This window comes from Streptomyces sp. enrichment culture (assembly GCF_964272895.1).
Lineage (GTDB): Bacteria > Actinomycetota > Actinomycetes > Streptomycetales > Streptomycetaceae > Streptomyces.
This window is the reverse complement of sequence record NZ_OZ186832.1, coordinates 6,204,624-6,221,363: the sequence shown is the minus strand read 5'-3', so window position 1 is coordinate 6,221,363 and position 16,740 is coordinate 6,204,624. Positions and strand designations below refer to the sequence as shown.

Genomic DNA, 16,740 nt, shown 5'->3' with positions numbered 1-16,740 from the left:
CCGGTCCTGTGCGGCCCGCCCGCCCGGTCCCCGGCGCCCCGCCCGTCCGATCCCCGCGACCCGCCCGCCGGTCCTGTGCGACCCGCCCGCCGGTCCTGTGCGGCCCGCCCGCCCGGTCCCCCGCCGCCCGTCCGTCCGGTCCCCGGCGGCCCGCCCGTCCTGCCCCCCGCCGCCCGCCCGTCGGTCCCGTGCGGCCCGTCTGTCCGGCCCCCCGCCGCCCGCCCGTCCGGTTTCCGCCGGGGCGCCCGGGTACTCGGGGCGGGTCCCGAACCGCCCGTCGCGGAGGTGCCCCCCATGCCCGAGTACGGCTACTTCCTGGCCTGCGAGGAGTTCGGTCCCGCGGACCTCGTGGAGCAGGCGCGGATGGCCGAGCAGGCCGGTTTCCGCTCGCTGTGGATCTCGGACCACTTCCATCCCTGGAACGACGCGCAGGGCCAGAGCCCGTTCGTCTGGTCGGTGATCGGCGCGATCTCGGAGGCGGTGTCGCTGCCGATCGAGACCGCGGTGACCTGTCCGACCGTCCGCGTCCATCCGGCGATCGTGGCGCAGGCCGCCGCGACCTGTGCGGTGATGACCGGCGGCCGCTTCCGGCTCGGCGTCGGCAGCGGGGAGGCGCTCAACGAGCACATCCTCGGTGACGCCTGGCCGCCCGCGCACGTCCGGCTGGAGATGCTGGAGGAGTCCATCCAGGTCATGCGCAAGCTGTTCACCGGCGAGGAGGTCAACCACGAGGGCGTCCACTACACGGTGGAGAACGCCCGCCTGTACACGGTGCCCGACGAGCCCGTGCCGATCGACATCTCCGGTTTCGGCCCGAAGGCGACCTCGCTCGCGGCCCGCGTCGGCGACGGCTTCATCACGATGATGCCGGACCAGGACCTGGTGGAGCAGTTCCGCAAGGGCGGCGGAGGCTCCAAGCCGGTCAGCGGCGGTACGAAGGTCTGCTGGGGCCCCGACCGCGACGAGGCGGTCCGTACGGTGCGCCGGCTGTGGGCGAACCAGCTGCTGCCCGGCGAGATGGGGCAGATCCTGCCCTCGCCGAGCCACTTCGAGCAGCTGGAACCCCTCATCACCGAGGACATGGTCCGCGACAACACCGTCTGCGGCGACGACCCCGACGAGCACATCGCCGCCCTCCAGGCGTTCGCCGACGCCGGCTTCGACCGCGTCCTGGTCAACCAGATCGGCCCCGACCAGCGCGGATTCTTCGACTTCTACCGCACGAAGGTGCTGCCGCAGCTGACCGGCTGAGCCCTCCCCGGCGCCGGTTCCCCGCACGCCCTCAGGGGCGCGGGGAGCCGCGCGACGCACGCCTCACCGGCGCGGGGCACCGCGCGACCGGCCGCGGACCGCCCGCAGCCCGCGGCGCAGCCGGCCCCGCCTGGCACCCGTCCTCAGCGCCACACCGGCGGCCAGCACCCCCGCGGCCAGCCGGTTCCGGTTCCGCGAGAGCCACTCCTGCGCGTCCCCGTCGAGGGACTCCGCGTCGAACCGGCCATGCGCCCCGTGGTCACGGCCGTACCGCCCGTCGGCCGGGCTCCAGAGGTTCCCGGCCCCGCCAGGCTCGTCCTCCGCCGTGCGCGCCTCCTGCTGGCTGTCGTACGCGGTACGGGCCAGATAGCGGTCGAGCAGCCCGGGGGCCACCGCGTTGGCGAGCAGCGCGGCCGCGGTCGGCGCGCCGACCCAGTACTCACGGCGCCGAGGATGCGAGGCCGCGTGCACGATCGCCCGCGCGGCCACCTCCGGCTGGTAGACGGGCGCGACGGGACGGGGCCGCCCCGGCATCCGGCTGAGGACCCACTCGAACTGCGGGGTGTTCACGGCCGGCAGCTGCACCATCGTCGTGCGCACCCCGCTGCCGTCCCGCAGCAGCTCACAGCGCAGCGACTCGGTGAACCCCTGGATCGCGTGCTTGGCCCCGCAGTACGCGGACTGCAGCGGAACCCCGCGGTAGGCGAGCGCGGAGCCCACCTGCACGATGGTGCCGCGGCCCGCGGGCAGCATGTGCCGCAGCGCGGCGCGGGTGCCGAACACATAGCCCAGGTACGTCACTTCGGTGACGCGGCGGAACTCGCCGGGCGTGATCTCGGTGAACGGTGCGAACACCCCGGCGAAGGCGTTGTTGACCCAGACGTCGATGCCGCCGAACGTGTCGGCGACCCGCTGGGCGGCGTCCTCCACGGCCTTGGCGTCGGCCGTGTCGACGCCGATCACGAGGGCCTCGCCGCCGGCCTGCCGCACGTCCTCGGCGGCACCGGCCAGGCCCTCGTGGCCGCGGGCCAGCAGCGCGACCCGGTCGCCGCGCGCGGCGAAGGCGACGGCCGTGGCCCGGCCGACGCCGCCGCTGGCGCCGGTGACCACGACCGCCCGTGCCCGCCCGCGCCCGGTCATGCCCGGTGGTGCGGGTTCTCGGGGTCGATGTCGTCCCTGCGCGGGACGGACGCGTCGGCCGCACCGGGCACGCCCGGCACGCCGGGCGCCGGGGCGCCCGCGGTGGGGGCGACGGGCGGGACGGGCGGGTACGCGTCGGGGCCGACGCCGCCGGGCGGGGCGAGGGGTGCGGTGCCGCCGTGCACGCGGTCGCCGGGCGCCGCGTCCCCGGCCGTGCGCTCGGGGGCGGGCCGGGAGGCGGACGGGCGGGCGGCGGCGCGCAGGGCGTAGGCGGCGGCGCCGAGGATCACCGCGGTGATCAGGGCGGCCGCCCAGTCGGGCAGCCCCGCGGCGAGGGCCAGCCCCAGGCTCAGCGCGAGCGCCGCCCCCGCGTACAGCGCGACGGCGCCCGACGCGGCGTACAGCATCGCCTTGCGCCGCTGTCCGCGCGTCTGCCGGCGCAGTTCGTCCCGCACCGTCTCCCGCGCCACCTGCGCGAGTTCGTCGACCAGTGCCTTGTCCAGGTGCTCCAGATGGTCCAAGCGATCCATGGGCGCCGGGTACCCGCCGTTCCACGGGGGTAACGCGGCGTGCCCACGGCGGGTGGGGCCGTGTGCGGACGGAAAAAATCCCGGTGGCCGGCTCCTTCCGCCCCGTACAGTCGGCTCGTTCCAGGCGACGGACCGAGGAGAGCGACGTGGCGGAGCAGCACACCTACCGGGTGATCGTACGAGGCACCTGGGACGGGCTGACCGAGGAGGCGCGGGCGCGGCTGCTGGCCGAGGCCGCGGACCACGGGCTGGCGAGCATGCGGTTCACCCCGGAGGGCTCCCTGTCCTACGAGCCGTCGCCGCTGAAGCACTTCTCGATGCGGTTCGTGGTGGTCTCGGACGCGGCGGACGGCGAGGAGATGGCGGCGGCGATCGCCGAGGACCGGGCGGAGACGGTGCTGCGCGGTCTGGGCTACGGCTTCGGCCCGCTGAGGTCGGCCGTGACCGACCTGGACACGATGAAGATCAACCGGAAGTCCGCATCTCGGCGGTGAGCGCCCAGCGCTCGTGGTCGCGCCAGGCCCCGTCGACGAACAGCATGTTCGGGGAGTAGCCCTCCAGCCGGAAGCCGCAGGAGCGGGCGAGGGCGATGGAGGCGGCGTTGCCCGGCTGCACGTTGATCTCCAGCCGGTGCAGCCGCATCGGCCCGAAGGCGTGGTCGACGACCAGCCCCAGCCCTTCGCGCATCAGCCCGCGCCCGGCGGCGTGCGCGAAGGCGCCGTAGCCGAGGGCGCCGCACCGGAAGGCGCCGTGGACGATGTTGTTGATGTTGATGAACCCGGCGATCGCCCCACCGGCCGCCGCACCCTCCACCCGGCCCTCCCCCGGCGCCTCGCCCTTCTCGCACACCAGGAACCCCACCCTGGACGCGTCGTCGATCAGCCGGTCCGCCCATCCGGCGAACGCCGCCACGCTGTCCGGCGGGAACAGCCACGGATGATGCAGGTCCTTGCTCTCCCGTGCCCGCGCCGCGAACTCCGGGCCGTCGGCCCGGGTGAGGAGACGTACGCCCACGCGGGGGCCCTCGGCGAGGAATCGGGAAGCGGTGTGCGGCATCCGGCCACCTTAGGCCGTGATCGCCATCCGGTCACCCCGTACCGGCAGCCCCGTGACGGGTCTCAGTCCAGCGCGGGCGCGTCGAGCGTCAAGGTGCCCGCCTCCGCGTCGAGTTCCGCCGCCACCCCGAAGGGGATCGTCAGGGCGCCCGCGCAGTGCCCGAACCGGAACTCCTCCACGACCGGCACCCCGAGCCCGCCGAGCCGGTCGGCGAACAGCGGCCGCACCCGCGGCTCGTAGTCCTCGCAGTTCTCCCAGGAGCCCAGCAGCACCCCGCGCACGCCGTCCAGCCAGCCCGCGCGCAGCAGTTGGGTCAGACAGCGGTCCAGCCGGTACGTCTCCTCCCCCACGTCCTCCAGGCACAGCAGCCCGCCCTCGGCCGAGCGGCGCGCGTGCGGGGTGCCGGCCTCGGCGGCGAGCAGGGACAGGCAGCCGCCGAGCAGGACTCCGCGGGCCCGGCCGGGGACCAGGGCCCTGCTGTCCGGGACGGTGACGGTGGTGACGGTCTCCGGCGCGAACAGGGTGGCCTTCAGGTGCTCCTGGGCGCGGGCGTTCTTCAGGAAGTCGAGGCCCGCCGCCATCGGCCCGTGCAGGGTGACCAGGCCGAGCCGCAGCGCGAACGCCTCGTGCAGGGCGGTGATGTCGCTGAAGCCGACGAGCACCTTCGGTCCGGCCGCCCGCATGGCCTCCCAGTCCAGCAGGTCGACCATGCGCTGCACGCCGTAGCCGCCGCGGGCGCACAGCACGGCGTCGACCGACGGATCGCACCAGGCGGCCTGGAGGTCGGCGGCACGGTCGGCGTCGGCGCCCGCGAGGTAGGGGAACTCGGGGTGCCGGTCCAGGACATGGGGCGCCACGACCGGGTCGAGGTCCCAGCCGCGCAGCACGTCGAGGCCGGCCTGCAGCCGCTCCTCCGGCACCGGCCCGCTGGGCGCGACGACGGCCACCCGGGCGCCGGGGGCGAGCCGCGCGGGCCGCCGCAGTTCTCTCACTTGGCCAGCTCCAGCTTCGGCACTCCGGGCACGTTCAGCCCGAACACCTGGGCGTACAGGGACAGTTCCGCCTCCAGCGCGCGCACCATGGTCTCGGCGCGCCGGAATCCGTGGCCCTCGCCCTCGAAGGCGATGTAGGCGTGCGGGAGCCGCCTGCCCTCCATCCGGGCCAGGAACCGCTCGCACTGGGCGGGCGGGCAGATCACGTCGTCCAGGCCCTGCAGCAGCAGGAAGGGCGCGGTGATCCGCTCCGCGTGCTCGACGGGCGAGCGCTCGGTGTACCGGGCGGGCACCTCGGCGAACGGTCCGACCAGCGTCTCCAGATAGCGGGACTCGAAGTCGTGGGTCTCGCCCGACGCCCAGGCGGCCAGGTCGAGCACGGGGTAGATGATCGTGCCGCAGGCGTAGACGTCGGTCGTGGCGAGGGAGGCGGCCGTGGTCCAGCCGCCCGCGCTGCCGCCCCGGATCGCGAGCCGCTCCCGGTCGGCGGTGCCCTCGTCGGCGAGGGCGAGCGCGACGGCCGCGCAGTCCTCGACGTCGACCACGCCCCACTGCTCGCGCAGCCGGTTGCGGTACTCCCGCCCGTACCCGGCGGAGCCCCCGTAGTCGACCTCGGCGACGCCGATGCCGCGGGAGGTGAAGTAGGCGATCTCCAGGTCGAGGACGAGCGGGGCGCGTCCGGTGGGTCCGCCGTGCGCCCAGACGACGTAGGGAGGCCGCTCGGCGTCGGGGGCGGTCAGGCCGGGGTTGTGCGGCGGGTAGACATGGGCGTGGATCTCCCGGCCGTCGGGGCCGGTGAAGGTGCGCAGCTGCGGCTCGGGGTAGTACGCCGGGTCGACGGCGTCGTCGTGCGGGGCGCCGATCACCCGGGCGCGGCCGGTGCGGGTGTCCAGCTCCACGACCTCGTAGGCGGTGCGCGGGCTGGCGCCGACGGCGACGACCCGTTCGCCGTGCACGGCGAGGGTGGGCGCGAACTCGGTCCAGGGTCCGGCGGCGTCGACGACCTCGCCGGTCTCGGGGTCGAGGACACCGAGCGCCATCGCGCCGCGCCCGTGCAGGACGGCGACGAGGCCGCTGTCCAGCGGTGCGAACCAGCGGTGGCCGACCTTCCACAGCGGCCCGCCGAACTCCTCCTCGCGCGGGCAGACGGGCTCACCGTCGCGGTAGAGGTTCCACCAGCCGGTGCGGTCGGAGGCGTACAGCAGCGAGCCGTCGGCGGCGAACTCGGCCTGGCAGACGGACTCCTCGGGGCCGCCCGCCACCACGCGGGGCTCGCCGAGGACGCCCTCGGGCAGCACCTCGGCGAGCAGCAGTTCGGTGCCGTCCCACGGCATGCGCGGGTGGTCCCAGCCGAGCCACACCGCCCGCCGCCCGTCCGGCGACAGCCGGGGCCCGGTGACGAACCGGTGCCGCTCGGGGGTGAGTTCGCGTACCGCCCCGGACCCGTCCAGGGGTACGGCGGCCAGGACCCGGCGCACGTCCGAGGGGCCGTCGCCGGTGTACTCCTCCTGTACGCACCACACTTCCCCGCGCTCCGGCAGCAGCACCGGGTCCGCCCAGCGCCGCCCGCCGCCGACCTCGGAGACGGGGGTGAGCGGGACGGGCTCGCCGCCGGGCTCCCAGCGGTACAGGCGCTGGTCGGGGAAGTGCACGAACACGATCAGCGGGCGGCCGTCGACCTGGGCTCCGGCCCAGGGCTGTCCGCCGTACTCGATGACCCGGCTGCGCACGTTCCACGGCGGCGGCAGCACCGGCTCCTCGCGGCCGTCGGCGTGCCGGCGGACCAGGGTGCGGCGGCCGCCCTCGGCGGGGCGCGGCTCGGTCCACCACGCCTCGTCGCCGACGAAGCCCGCGTACTCGGGGTGCCCGTCGTGGGCGGCCGCGAGGGCCGCGTCGATGGGCGAGGGCCAGGAACCGTAGGCCAGGGTCTGCACGTCGTCCCCCACTGTCGATCAGGCCGTCCGCAGGAAGCGGTCCAGGACGCGGACACCGAAGTGCAGCGCCTCGACCGGGACCCGCTCGTCGACCCCGTGGAACAGCGCCTGGTAGTCGAAGCCCTCCGGCAGCTTCAGCGGCGCGAAGCCGTAGCCGGTGATGCCCAGGCGCGCGAACTGCTTGGCGTCCGTGCCGCCGGACATGCAGTACGGCACGGTGTGCCCCTCGGGCGCGAACGCCTGCACGGCCTCGCGCATCCGCAGATACGTGGGTGAGTCCACCGGCGCCTGGAGGGCGACCGAGTGATGGTCGAACTCCCAGTCCACGTCCGGCCCGGTCAGCTCGTCGAGCGTGGCCCGGAACTCGTCCTCGGCGCCCGGCAGGAACCGGCCGTCCACGTGTGCGACCGCCTCGCCGGGGATGACGTTGACCTTGTAACCGGCGTCCAGCATGGTCGGGTTGGCGCTGTTGCGGACGGTGGCCTCGACGAGCTTGGCGGCCGGGCCCAGCTTCTGCAGCAGCCCGTCGACGTCGTCGAGGTCGGGCTCGATGCCGTAGAGCGCGGCGAGTTCGGTGAGCGCGGCCCGCACGGTCGGGGTGAGGCGCAGCGGCCACTCGTAGGCGCCGATCCGCGCGACGGCGGCGGCGAGCCGGGTGACCGCGTTCTCCCGGTTGACCTTGGAGCCGTGCCCGGCGCGGCCGCGCGCGGTCAGCCTCATCCAGCCCGTGCCGCGCTCACCCGCGGCGATGGGGTAGATCTGGCGTCCGGAGCCGTCGTGGAAGGTGAACGCGCCGGACTCGCCGACGCCCTCGGTGCAGCCCTCGAACAGATGCGGGTGCCGGTCGGCGAGGAAGCCGGAGCCGTCCTCGGCGCTGGCCTCCTCGTCCGCGGTGAACACGATGACGAGGTCGCGCCGGGGCCGTACGCCCTCGCGGGCCCAGGACCGCACGACGGCGAGGATCATCGCGTCCATGTTCTTCATGTCGACCGCGCCCCGGCCCCACACGACCCCGTCGCGGACCTCCCCGGAGAAGGGGTGCACGCTCCAGTCGGCGGCCTCGGCGGGCACCACGTCCAGATGACCGTGGACCAGCAGCGCGTCGGCCGACGGGTCGGTGCCCTCGAGCCGGGCGACGACGTTCGTACGGCCCTTGCTGCGCTCCAGCAGGATGGGCTCCAGGCCCGCCCCGGCCAGCTCGGCGGCCGCGTACTCGGCGGCGGGCCGCTCCTGGGCGTCGCCGCCGCCCCGGTTGGTGGTGTCGATGCGGATGAGGTCGGAGGTGAACCTCACGACCTCCTCCAGCGCCCGCTCGTCAGCCATACTGCTCCTCCACTGCGGCCGAGACGATGGTGGTGACCGCCTTGAAGGTGCGGATCCCCTCGAACATGGTGTCGCTGGTGTAGGCGACCTTGCGCTCCCCGATCCGCGCCACGCCCGGTACCACGGTCGCCGCCATCGCCAGATGCTCGGCGTCGAACTCCACCGCGATCGTGTGCGGCCCGGCGGAGACCGGCTCGTGCCGCACCGCCAGCGCGGCCGCCTCCTTCGCCGCGGCCCGGATGTCGGCGGCGGTGCGGGCGGGCGTACGGCAGACCGCCGCGTACCGCGACACATGGTCCTTCACGGCGACCTTCAGCGCCTCGGGCGCGTAGCCGAGCGCGTCCTCGCAGGCCAGGTCGTCCCCGGTGACCAGGACCACGGGCACCCCGTACTCGGCGACGACGTGCGCGTTCAGCAGGCCCTCGCTGGCGCGCACGTCGTTCAGCCAGACGCCGGTGATCTGGTTGGCGAGGTAGGTGTGGGCGAGGACGCCCTCCATGCCGGCGCCCGCGTGGTAGCCGATGAACGCGATCCCGTCGACGTCGCCGTGCTGCACGCCCTCCACCATGGACAGCGCCTTGTGCCGGCCGGTGAGCATCTGGGCGCGTTCGTCCAGGTGCTCCAGCAGCAGATTGCGCATGGTCCAGTGCGCCTCGTTGACGAGGACCTCGTCGGCGCCGCCGTCGTGGAAGCCGAGGACCGCCGCGTTCACGTCCGAGGTGAACATCGACCGGCACCGCTCCCACTGCGGTGTCCCCGGCAGCACATCGGCGGGCCAGGTCACCCCGGTGGCGCCCTCCATGTCGGCGCTGATCAGGATCTTCATGGTGCGCCACGTTACGCAAAGAAACGGGAACGGGCCAGGACACCTGCTGCCGTCCGCGACCGGTCCGCGCTAGGCGGCGCCGGCCACCAGCCACCTGGACGGGATCTGGACGGGGGTGCCGTCCGGCAGGGACTCGGTGGTGGTCAGCGGCAGCTCTCCGCTCGCGAGGACGCTCAGCCCGGCGGCGCCCAGGTACTCGGCGACGGCCGCGTCCGGCACCTCGGCGGGGGCGATGCCGTGCCGGAAGACGGGGGCCAGCTTGGCGGGCGGGCCCTCCGGGCGCTGGACGAGGTCGCGCAGGGCCGCCCCGGCGGCCTCGGACGGCTCGACCAGGAAGACCCGGCCGCGGGCGCCGAGCACGGTGGCGAGGGCGTCGGCCAGCGGGCGGCGGTCGTCGGGCTCGCACTGGTGCAGCACGCCCCGCATGTACACATTGGCGTCGCCCAGCTCCGCGTGCAGGGACTCGGCCTCGGTCTTGTCGGTGGCGTCGAGCTGCCGGTAGGCGGCCAGCCCCGCCGGGTCGGCCTGCCGGGCGTGCTCCAGGGCAGCGGCGGACAGATCGGTGCCGATCACCCTCGGGAAGCGGCCGGCGAGAAACCGGGTCTGGGTGCCGTTGCCGCAGCCCAGGTCGATCAACGGCAGGGCGGGGTCGGCCAGATGGGGCTCGAACAGGGCCACGTGCAGGGCGGCGGTCAGGGACGGCTCCGCGTCCCAGAACACGGCTCCGGGCTCACCGGACGCCTCCCGCCAGAAACCCTCCCAGGACTCCCGGTACCGACTCGTCACGCTCATGCCCAACTCCCCAGGATGCGACGCCGATCCGCCGTGTGCGACGGGCGAGTACGGTCTATCGCCCCGCAGGTCGCGACGACAAGAACACGACACGATCCTTCACGCATCGTTCGAGGATGCGGGTGAATCACCTTCTGGGCAGGGTGAGTTCGAACCACACGGTCTTGCCCGCGGCCGTGCGGCTGGTGCCCCACTCGCGGGCGAGCGTCGCCACCACGCGCAGCCCGCGTCCCGTCTCGTCGCCGGGTCCGGCGCTGAGCAGGGTCGGCAGCTCGTGGTCGTCGTCGTCCACCTCGCACAGCAGGGTGTCCCCGCGCACCAGCCGCAGCTCCACGGGCCGGCTGCGCGAGTGCCGTACGGCGTTGGTGACCAGCTCGCTGACCAGCAGCTCGGTGGTGTCGGTCAGCTTCGCCAGCCCCCACTCGTGCAGCTGCTCGCGGACCACGGCCCGGGCCCGCGGCACCTGGGCGGGCTCCGGCGGCAGCCGCCACTCGGCGACGTCGTCGGGCGCGATGCCGCCCAGCCTGACCATCAGCAGGGCCACGTCGTCCTTGCGGCCGCCGCGGGTGTTCAGGGCGCGGATGATGGTGTCGCAGGCGGCGTCCATGGACGCGGCGGGGTGGGCGGCGGACTCGCACAGCGTGGCGAGGCCGACGCCGATGTCCTCGCCGCGCACCTCCACCAGGCCGTCGGTGCACATCACCAGCCGGTCGCCGGGCTTCACACGCACCCGTGCCGCCTCGAAGGGCACCCCGCCGACGCCGATCGGGGCGCCCGTGGGCAGGTCCAGCAGCTCGCTGCGGCCGTCCTCGGCCCGTACCACGACGGGCGGGATGTGCCCGGCGTTGGCGATCACCAGCTCGCCCGCGATCGGGTCGTAGACGGCGTACAGACAGGTGGCGAGGTAGGTGTCGCCGAGCCGCTGGGCGAGGTCGTCGAGGTTGCGCAGCAGCTGCGCGGGCGGGAGGTCCAGGGCAGCCATGGTCTGCACGGCGGTGCGCAACTGCCCCATCATCGCGGCCGAGTTCAGGCCGTGACCCATCACGTCGCCGACGACGAACGCGGTGCGCGCGCCGGGCAGTTTCACCGAGTCGAACCAGTCGCCGCCGACCCGCCCGAGCAGAGTGCCCGGCAGATAGCGGGTGGCGATGTCGCAGCCCGCCATGCGCGGCGGGATGTGCGGCAGCATACTGTCCTGGAGCGTCTCGGCGACGGACTCCTGGTAGGTGTACATGCGCGCGTTGTCGAGCACCAGGCCCGCCCTGGCGGCGAGTTCGGCGCCGGTGACCCGGTCCATGTCGTTGAACTCGGCGCGCTCGGGGTGGCGCAGCAGGATCATGAAGCCGAGGACCACGTTGCGGGCCTTGAGCGGGACGACCAGCATGGACCGGCCGGTGATCAGGGGCCGGATGTCGCGCTTCTCGAACTGCGAGGCGATGGCGTGGCCCATCTGCTCGCTGATGCGCGGCACGAGAACGGGTTCGCCGGTGGTCATGCACTGGAAGAACGGGGTGTGGGCGGGGAACGGCATGGCCTCGCCGACGGGGACGACGTCGTCCCAGCGGCCGGGTTCGTCGGTGTGCTCGACGGCCACCCGGTGCCACAGGGTGGTGGTGTCGGGCACGCCCTCGGGGAAGCCCTCGCCGGCCACGACCTGCTCGCGCAGATAGGTGCCGGCGACGTCGGTGAAGCGCGGCACGACGGCCTTGCTGACTTCGATGATGGTCCGGGACAGGTCGAGGGAGGTGCCGATCTTCCCGCTGACCTCGTTGAGGAACTCCAGCCGCTCGCGCACGGCGGCGTACTCCAGGTCCTCGCCGTCGTCCTCGGTGAGCTCCGCGGGGACCGGGGCACCGGCGGCCGCGGCCCGGGCCAGCCGCTCGCGCCGCGCCTGGCGCTCGACGCGCCGGGGCACGCCCCAGTCGGGGGTGACGGGCACCCGCTCGTTCTGGCTGAACTCCATGACCGGATAGCCGAGTTCGAGGACCTGCGCGACGATGCGGGCGCTCTCGTCGACGCTCATGCTGGGCAGGATCTCGGGCAGCCGGCGGGCGAGTTCCTCGGCGCCGGGGAAGTCGGTGTGCAGGGCGAAGCCGGGTGCGATGCGCTCCACGCCCCGGTCCTCGCCGTGCAGTCCGCCGGCGTCCGCGGCCAGCACGAGGAGCCGCTCGGGGCCGGGGCCCACCAGCGGGTAGGCCCACCACAGGACGTCGGCGCGGTCGCCCTCGGGCACGTCGAGGCGGGCGCGGCCCGCGGCCGGGTAGTCGAGGCCGCCGTCCAGGGAGGAGCCGAGGTCCGGGCCCAGGCCGTCGTCCTCCTCGTACGCCCCGTACTCACCGGGGGCGGAGAGGGCGCCGGAGACGGGCAGCAGATCGGTGGCGGGACGGCCGATGGCCGCCTCCTTCGGGGTGCCGAACAGCCGACGGGCGCCGCTGCTCCAGTGCGAGACCAGTCCTGCGCGGTCGACGACGACCACGGCGAGCTGGACCCGCCCGTCCAGGGGCCCGGTCTCCCTGCCGGGCCCAGCCGGCCGGCTGGGAGGTGCTTCCCGGTCGGTGCCACGGTCCATGGCCCAAGCCCTCTCTCCGCACGCCTCCACAAGATCTGTCCCCGCACCACGGTACGGGTCCGGGACCGCGCGATGTGCGGCAATAGGCGAATTGACGGCCGCACGCGCCCCCGCGTACGCCCCGCGGCGCGTTCAGTCCTCGTGCCCGAGCTGGAGGTCGCGTTCCGTACGGCCGCCGCCCGCCACCTGGAGGACGGTGGCCACCGGCGGATAGCCGGAGGCGATCACCGTGTACTCGCCGGAGGAGAGGTCGACGAACCGGAAGGTGCCGTCGGGCCCGGTGGTGAGGGTGTCGACCACATTGCCGGCGGCGTCGAGCAGGGTCACGCGCGCGTCCTCCACGGGCCGTCCGCCGGTCGCCCGCACGGTGCCGCGCAGCACGGCGCCGCCCGCGAGTTCGATGTCCTGCCGGGTCTCGCGGGCCGCCTGGACACTGACCGGCAGCGCGGCCGGACGGAAGGCGGGGGCGCTGGCGGCGAGGGTGTACTCCCCGGCGACCAGCTCGGTGATGACGTACGCGCCCTCGCGCCCGCTGCGGGTGCTGGCGACGACCTCGCCGTGGACGTTGGTCAGGGTCACGGTGGCGTCCCGCACGGCGGTGCCGTCGGCGGTGAGGACCGTGCCCGCGAGGCGTCCGGCGCCGCCGAGGACGACGTCGAGCTCGACCGGGCGCTCGCCGACGGTCACCGAGACGGCCTGCGGCTGGTGTCCGCCGGCCGCCGCGATCAGGACGTACGAGCCGGATCCGGGCGTGGACAGCGCGTACCGCCCGTCCTCGCCGCTCGCGCCCCGGCCGATCTGCTGCCCGGCCACGTCGATGAGCGTGAGCGCCGCGCGGGGCACCACGGTGCCGTCGGGGTGCTGCACGGTCCCGCAGACGGGGATTCCGGCGACATAGGGGGAACGGGCCTGCGGGATCGGGGGGTTCGCGGTCGCGGGCTCGGATTCGACGGCGTGGTGGGACACCAGTGGTTTCTCCTTGAGGAAGAAGGCGATGAGCAGGCCGAGCACGAGCACCGGCACGAGGTAGAGGAAGATCCTCGGCATGGCGTCGGCGTAGGCCCGGATGTAGCCGTCGCGCAGTGCCGGGGGCAGCGCGTGGACGAGTTGCGGGGTGATGGACTCCGCCGCGGGCGTTCCGCCGCCCTCGGGCAGTTCCCGGCGCAGCGCGTCGGTGAGCCGGTCCGCGAAGAGGGTGCCGAAGATCGCGGCGCCGACGCTGCCGCCGATCTGCCGGAAGTAGTTGTGGGCGCTGGTGGCCGTGCCCAGGTCGGCGGGGCGTACGGAGTTCTGCACGGCGAGGATCAGGACGGGCATCACCAGGCCGATGCCGGCGCCGAGGACGGCCATCCAGATGCTGGAGTGCAGCCGGGGGGTGTCGGTGCCGAGGCGGGAGAGCAGCCACATGCCGGTCACGGAGAGGAGGCCGCCGAGGACGGGGTAGAGCTTGTAGCGGCCGGTGTGGGTGATGAGCTGGCCGGAGATGATGGAGGCGCAGACGATGCCTCCGGTCATGGGCAGCATCAGCAGCCCGGACTCGGTGGCGCTGACGCCGTCGACCATCTGCAGGAAGGTCGGCAGATAGCTGGCCGCTCCGAACAGGGCGATGCCGACGACGAGTCCGGCGAGTCCGGTGACGGCGAAGACGGAGTCGCGGAACAGCCGCAGCGGGATGAGGGGTTCGGCGGCGCGGTGCTCGGCGAGCAGGAAGAGCGCGGTGGCGGCGAGCGCCCCGGCGCCGAGGCCGAGGATGACCGTCGAGTCCCAGGCGTGCTCGGTGCCGCCCCAACTGGTCAGCAGGACCAGACAGGTGGAGGCGGCGGCCAGCAGCAGGGTGCCGAGGACGTCGAACCGGGGCCGGGCGGCGGGCTTGGGGAGCTTCAGGACGACGGCGATCACGGCGAGGGTGAGCAGGCCGAAGGGCACGTTGATGTAGAAGCACCAGCGCCAGGAGAGATGGTCGGTGAAGTAGCCGCCGAGCAGCGGTCCGGCCACCGAGGCGAGGCCGAAGGCGGCGCCGATCACCCCCATGTACTTGCCGCGCTGCCGGGGCGGCACGATGTCCGCGATGATCGCCTGGACGCCGATCATGAGGCCGCCCGCGCCGATGCCCTGGACCGCGCGGAAGGCGATCAGCTGGTCCATGGTCTGGGCGCGTCCGGCGAGCGCGGAGCCGACGACGAAGACGACGATGGCGAACTGGAAGACGCTCTTGCGGCCGAGGAGGTCGCCGAGCTTGCCGTAGACGGGCAGTCCGACGGTGGAGGTGAGCAGATAGGCGGTGATCGTCCAGGACATGCGGTCCAGGCCGTGCAGCTCACCGACGATCTTCGGCAGCGCGGTGGCGACGATCATCTGCTCCAGGGCGGCGAGCAGCATCGCCAGCATCAGCCCGAGGAAGACCAGCCGCACCCGGCGCGGGCTGAGTCCGGCGGCCTGCGCCGGGACCGGGGCGGGGAGGCCGGGGGGCGCCGCGGCCCCGTCGGCGATCGTTTCCGTCCGCTCCAGAGTGATCCCGCCCACGCAGCGCTCCCCTCGTCGCACCTGCCACACAATTCCCGCGTAATGCGACAACTACGAGCAAGTGCGACGAGTTACGGCGCCGACCCGGTCGAGATGCGAATCCACTCGAACCGGTGACAGGGGCTCAACGCCCCCGAGGGGACGAGGACTTACTTCTCGACCTCGACGGCGAGCCGGGCGAGCACGGCGTCGTAGATCCGGGCGAGGCCCTTGGGGGCGAAGGTGCGCTCGAAGAAGCCGCCGATGCCGGTCGCGCCGGTCCAGGTGGTGGTGACGACGACGCGGGACCTGCCCTCGCCGGCCGGGGTGACGCGCCAGACGGTGACCATGGAGGAGTTGCGGTCCTTCTCGACCAGCTCGCCGTCGGTGGGCTCGGTGACCTCCAGGAGGCAGTCGCGCACCCGCTTGCTGGTGGCCTGGAGCTTCCAGTGCACGAGGGTGCCCTCGCCGTCGCCGCCCTCGCGCACCTCGTACTCGCTGAAGTGCTCCGGCAGCAGCTTCGCGCGGGTGCCGCTGTAGTCGGCGAGGGTGTCGAACACCGTCTCCGCGTCCGCCGCGACGACCCGCTCCGTAGTGGCCTCGACCTGCGCCATTGCTTCCTCCAGGACCTTCATTGCAAGGGGATGGGGCAAGCCAACCACTCTCCCGCCCGGCCGCCCAAATCGAGCTCGCACGATCATGGGAACATGTGTTCTATTCTGAGCCCAGTGCTACCGAGGAGGCGTCATGCGCTGGGAGAACCTCACCGAGTCCGCCGAACACAGCCGCGCCGACGCCGCCCTGTTCGGGGCCGACGCGGTGACCAGCCGTACGTTCGACACCCCCGAGTTCCGCGGGATGACCTTCCACGAGGTGCGCGCCCGCTCGATCCTGAACCGGGTGCCGGGCGCCTCCCGGATGCCGTTCGAATGGACGGTGAACCCCTACCGGGGCTGCACACACGCGTGTGTGTACTGCTTCGCCAGGAAGACCCACAGCTATCTGGACCTCGACACCGGCATCGGCTTCGACACCCAGATCGTGGTCAAGATCAACGCCCCGGAGCTGCTGCGCCGCCAGCTGGCCTCCCCCCGGTGGCAGGGCGACCACGTCGCCATGGGCACCAACGTGGACTGCTACCAGCGCGCCGAGGGCCGCTACCGGCTGATGCCGGGCATCATCTCCGCCCTGCGCGACCACGCGAACCCGTTCTCGATCCTGACCAAGGGCACGCTGATCCTGCGCGACCTCGATCTGCTGGTGCAGGCCGCCGAGGTCACCGACGTCGGCATCTCCGTGTCGGTCGGCTTCACCGACCACGACCTGTGGCGCACGGTGGAGCCGGGCACCCCGGCGCCCGAGCGCCGCCTGGACGTCGTACGCACCCTGGGCGAGCACGGCATCGGCTGCGGGGTGCTGATGGCCCCGGTGATCCCGTTCCTCGGCGACCACCCGGCCCAACTGCGCGCCACCGTGCGGGCGATCGCCGCCTCCGGGGCCACGTCCGTGACCCCGCTGGTGCTGCATCTGCGGCCCGGCGCACGGGAGTGGTTCATGAGCTGGCTCGGGCAGCACCACCCGCACCTGGTGCCGCGCTACGAGCGGCTGTATGCCGAGGGCGCCTACGCGCCGAAGTGGTACCAGCGCCGGATCACCCGCCAGGTGCACGAACTGGCCCAGGAGTACGGCATCGGCCCCACCCGGCCCGGCATGCCCCGCCGCCCGCGCGAGCCCCGGCCGGCCGCGGCGGACACCCCCGGTCCGACCCAACTCACGCTGATGTGAGCGCATCCGAGCGCACCTGGCGACCCAATCGGGTCAAGTC

At 73.8% G+C, this 16,740-nt stretch carries 14 protein-coding genes; 3 read left to right on the top strand and 11 right to left on the bottom strand.

The window, feature by feature from the left end:
* The first annotated feature begins 294 nt into the window (after positions 1-294).
* Entirely contained in the window at positions 295-1,251 is a 957-nt protein-coding gene (locus ACSU6M_RS27810) for an LLM class F420-dependent oxidoreductase (RefSeq protein ID WP_437073250.1), read from the top strand.
* Positions 1,252-1,314: 63 nt separating this feature from the next.
* Here ACSU6M_RS27810 and ACSU6M_RS27805 read toward each other — a convergent pair whose 3' ends face one another.
* Positions 1,315-2,391: an SDR family oxidoreductase gene (locus ACSU6M_RS27805; RefSeq protein ID WP_437073248.1), complete on the bottom strand. Its 1,077-nt coding sequence runs from the start codon at positions 2,389-2,391 to the stop codon at positions 1,315-1,317.
* Positions 2,388-2,921: a phage holin family protein gene (locus tag ACSU6M_RS27800; protein ID WP_437073247.1), complete on the bottom strand. Its 534-nt coding sequence runs from the start codon at positions 2,919-2,921 to the stop codon at positions 2,388-2,390. The genes ACSU6M_RS27805 and ACSU6M_RS27800 overlap by 4 nt, the downstream gene beginning before the upstream one ends.
* A 146-nt stretch (positions 2,922-3,067) precedes the next feature.
* On the opposite strand from ACSU6M_RS27800, the gene ACSU6M_RS27795 reads away from it, so the two are divergent.
* On the top strand, positions 3,068-3,415 hold the full coding sequence (locus ACSU6M_RS27795; protein ID WP_437073245.1) for a DUF6204 family protein: 348 nt from the start codon (positions 3,068-3,070) through the stop codon (positions 3,413-3,415).
* On the opposite strand, the gene ACSU6M_RS27790 is transcribed toward ACSU6M_RS27795, so the two are convergent.
* From ACSU6M_RS27790 to ACSU6M_RS27750, 9 genes are all read right to left on the bottom strand, one after another.
* Positions 3,387-3,977, bottom strand: coding sequence for a GNAT family N-acetyltransferase (locus ACSU6M_RS27790; RefSeq protein ID WP_437073243.1), 591 nt, complete (start codon positions 3,975-3,977; stop codon positions 3,387-3,389). The genes ACSU6M_RS27795 and ACSU6M_RS27790 overlap by 29 nt on opposite strands.
* Before the next feature lie 62 nt (positions 3,978-4,039).
* On the bottom strand, positions 4,040-4,969 hold the full coding sequence (locus ACSU6M_RS27785) for a S66 peptidase family protein (RefSeq protein WP_437073242.1): 930 nt from the start codon (positions 4,967-4,969) through the stop codon (positions 4,040-4,042).
* A complete protein-coding gene (locus ACSU6M_RS27780; RefSeq protein WP_437073241.1) occupies positions 4,966-6,915 on the bottom strand; it encodes a prolyl oligopeptidase family serine peptidase in 1,950 nt (649 codons plus the stop codon). Before ACSU6M_RS27780 ends, ACSU6M_RS27785 begins: the two co-directional genes overlap by 4 nt.
* Before the next feature lie 6 nt (positions 6,916-6,921).
* A complete protein-coding gene (locus ACSU6M_RS27775) occupies positions 6,922-8,226 on the bottom strand; it encodes a M20/M25/M40 family metallo-hydrolase (protein ID WP_437073240.1) in 1,305 nt (434 codons plus the stop codon).
* Positions 8,219-9,052 carry a M55 family metallopeptidase gene (locus tag ACSU6M_RS27770; protein WP_437073239.1) on the bottom strand — a complete coding sequence of 278 codons (834 nt, stop codon included), beginning with the start codon at positions 9,050-9,052 and terminating at the stop codon, positions 8,219-8,221. Before ACSU6M_RS27770 ends, ACSU6M_RS27775 begins: the two co-directional genes overlap by 8 nt.
* A 69-nt stretch (positions 9,053-9,121) precedes the next feature.
* Complete coding sequence (locus ACSU6M_RS27765; protein WP_437073237.1) at positions 9,122-9,844, bottom strand: class I SAM-dependent methyltransferase; 723 nt, start codon at positions 9,842-9,844, stop codon at positions 9,122-9,124.
* Positions 9,845-9,971: 127 nt separating this feature from the next.
* Positions 9,972-12,413: a SpoIIE family protein phosphatase gene (locus tag ACSU6M_RS27760; protein ID WP_437073235.1), complete on the bottom strand. Its 2,442-nt coding sequence runs from the start codon at positions 12,411-12,413 to the stop codon at positions 9,972-9,974.
* 132 nt (positions 12,414-12,545) lie between these two features.
* On the bottom strand, positions 12,546-14,936 hold the full coding sequence (locus tag ACSU6M_RS27755) for an MFS transporter (RefSeq protein WP_437073234.1): 2,391 nt from the start codon (positions 14,934-14,936) through the stop codon (positions 12,546-12,548).
* A 149-nt stretch (positions 14,937-15,085) separates the two neighbouring features.
* Positions 15,086-15,529: an SRPBCC family protein gene (locus tag ACSU6M_RS27750; protein WP_437075383.1), complete on the bottom strand. Its 444-nt coding sequence runs from the start codon at positions 15,527-15,529 to the stop codon at positions 15,086-15,088.
* A gap of 133 nt (positions 15,530-15,662) precedes the next feature.
* On the opposite strand from ACSU6M_RS27750, the gene ACSU6M_RS27745 reads away from it, so the two are divergent.
* On the top strand, positions 15,663-16,700 hold the full coding sequence (locus tag ACSU6M_RS27745; RefSeq protein WP_437073233.1) for an Rv2578c family radical SAM protein: 1,038 nt from the start codon (positions 15,663-15,665) through the stop codon (positions 16,698-16,700).
* The last annotated feature ends 40 nt before the right edge of the window (positions 16,701-16,740 follow it).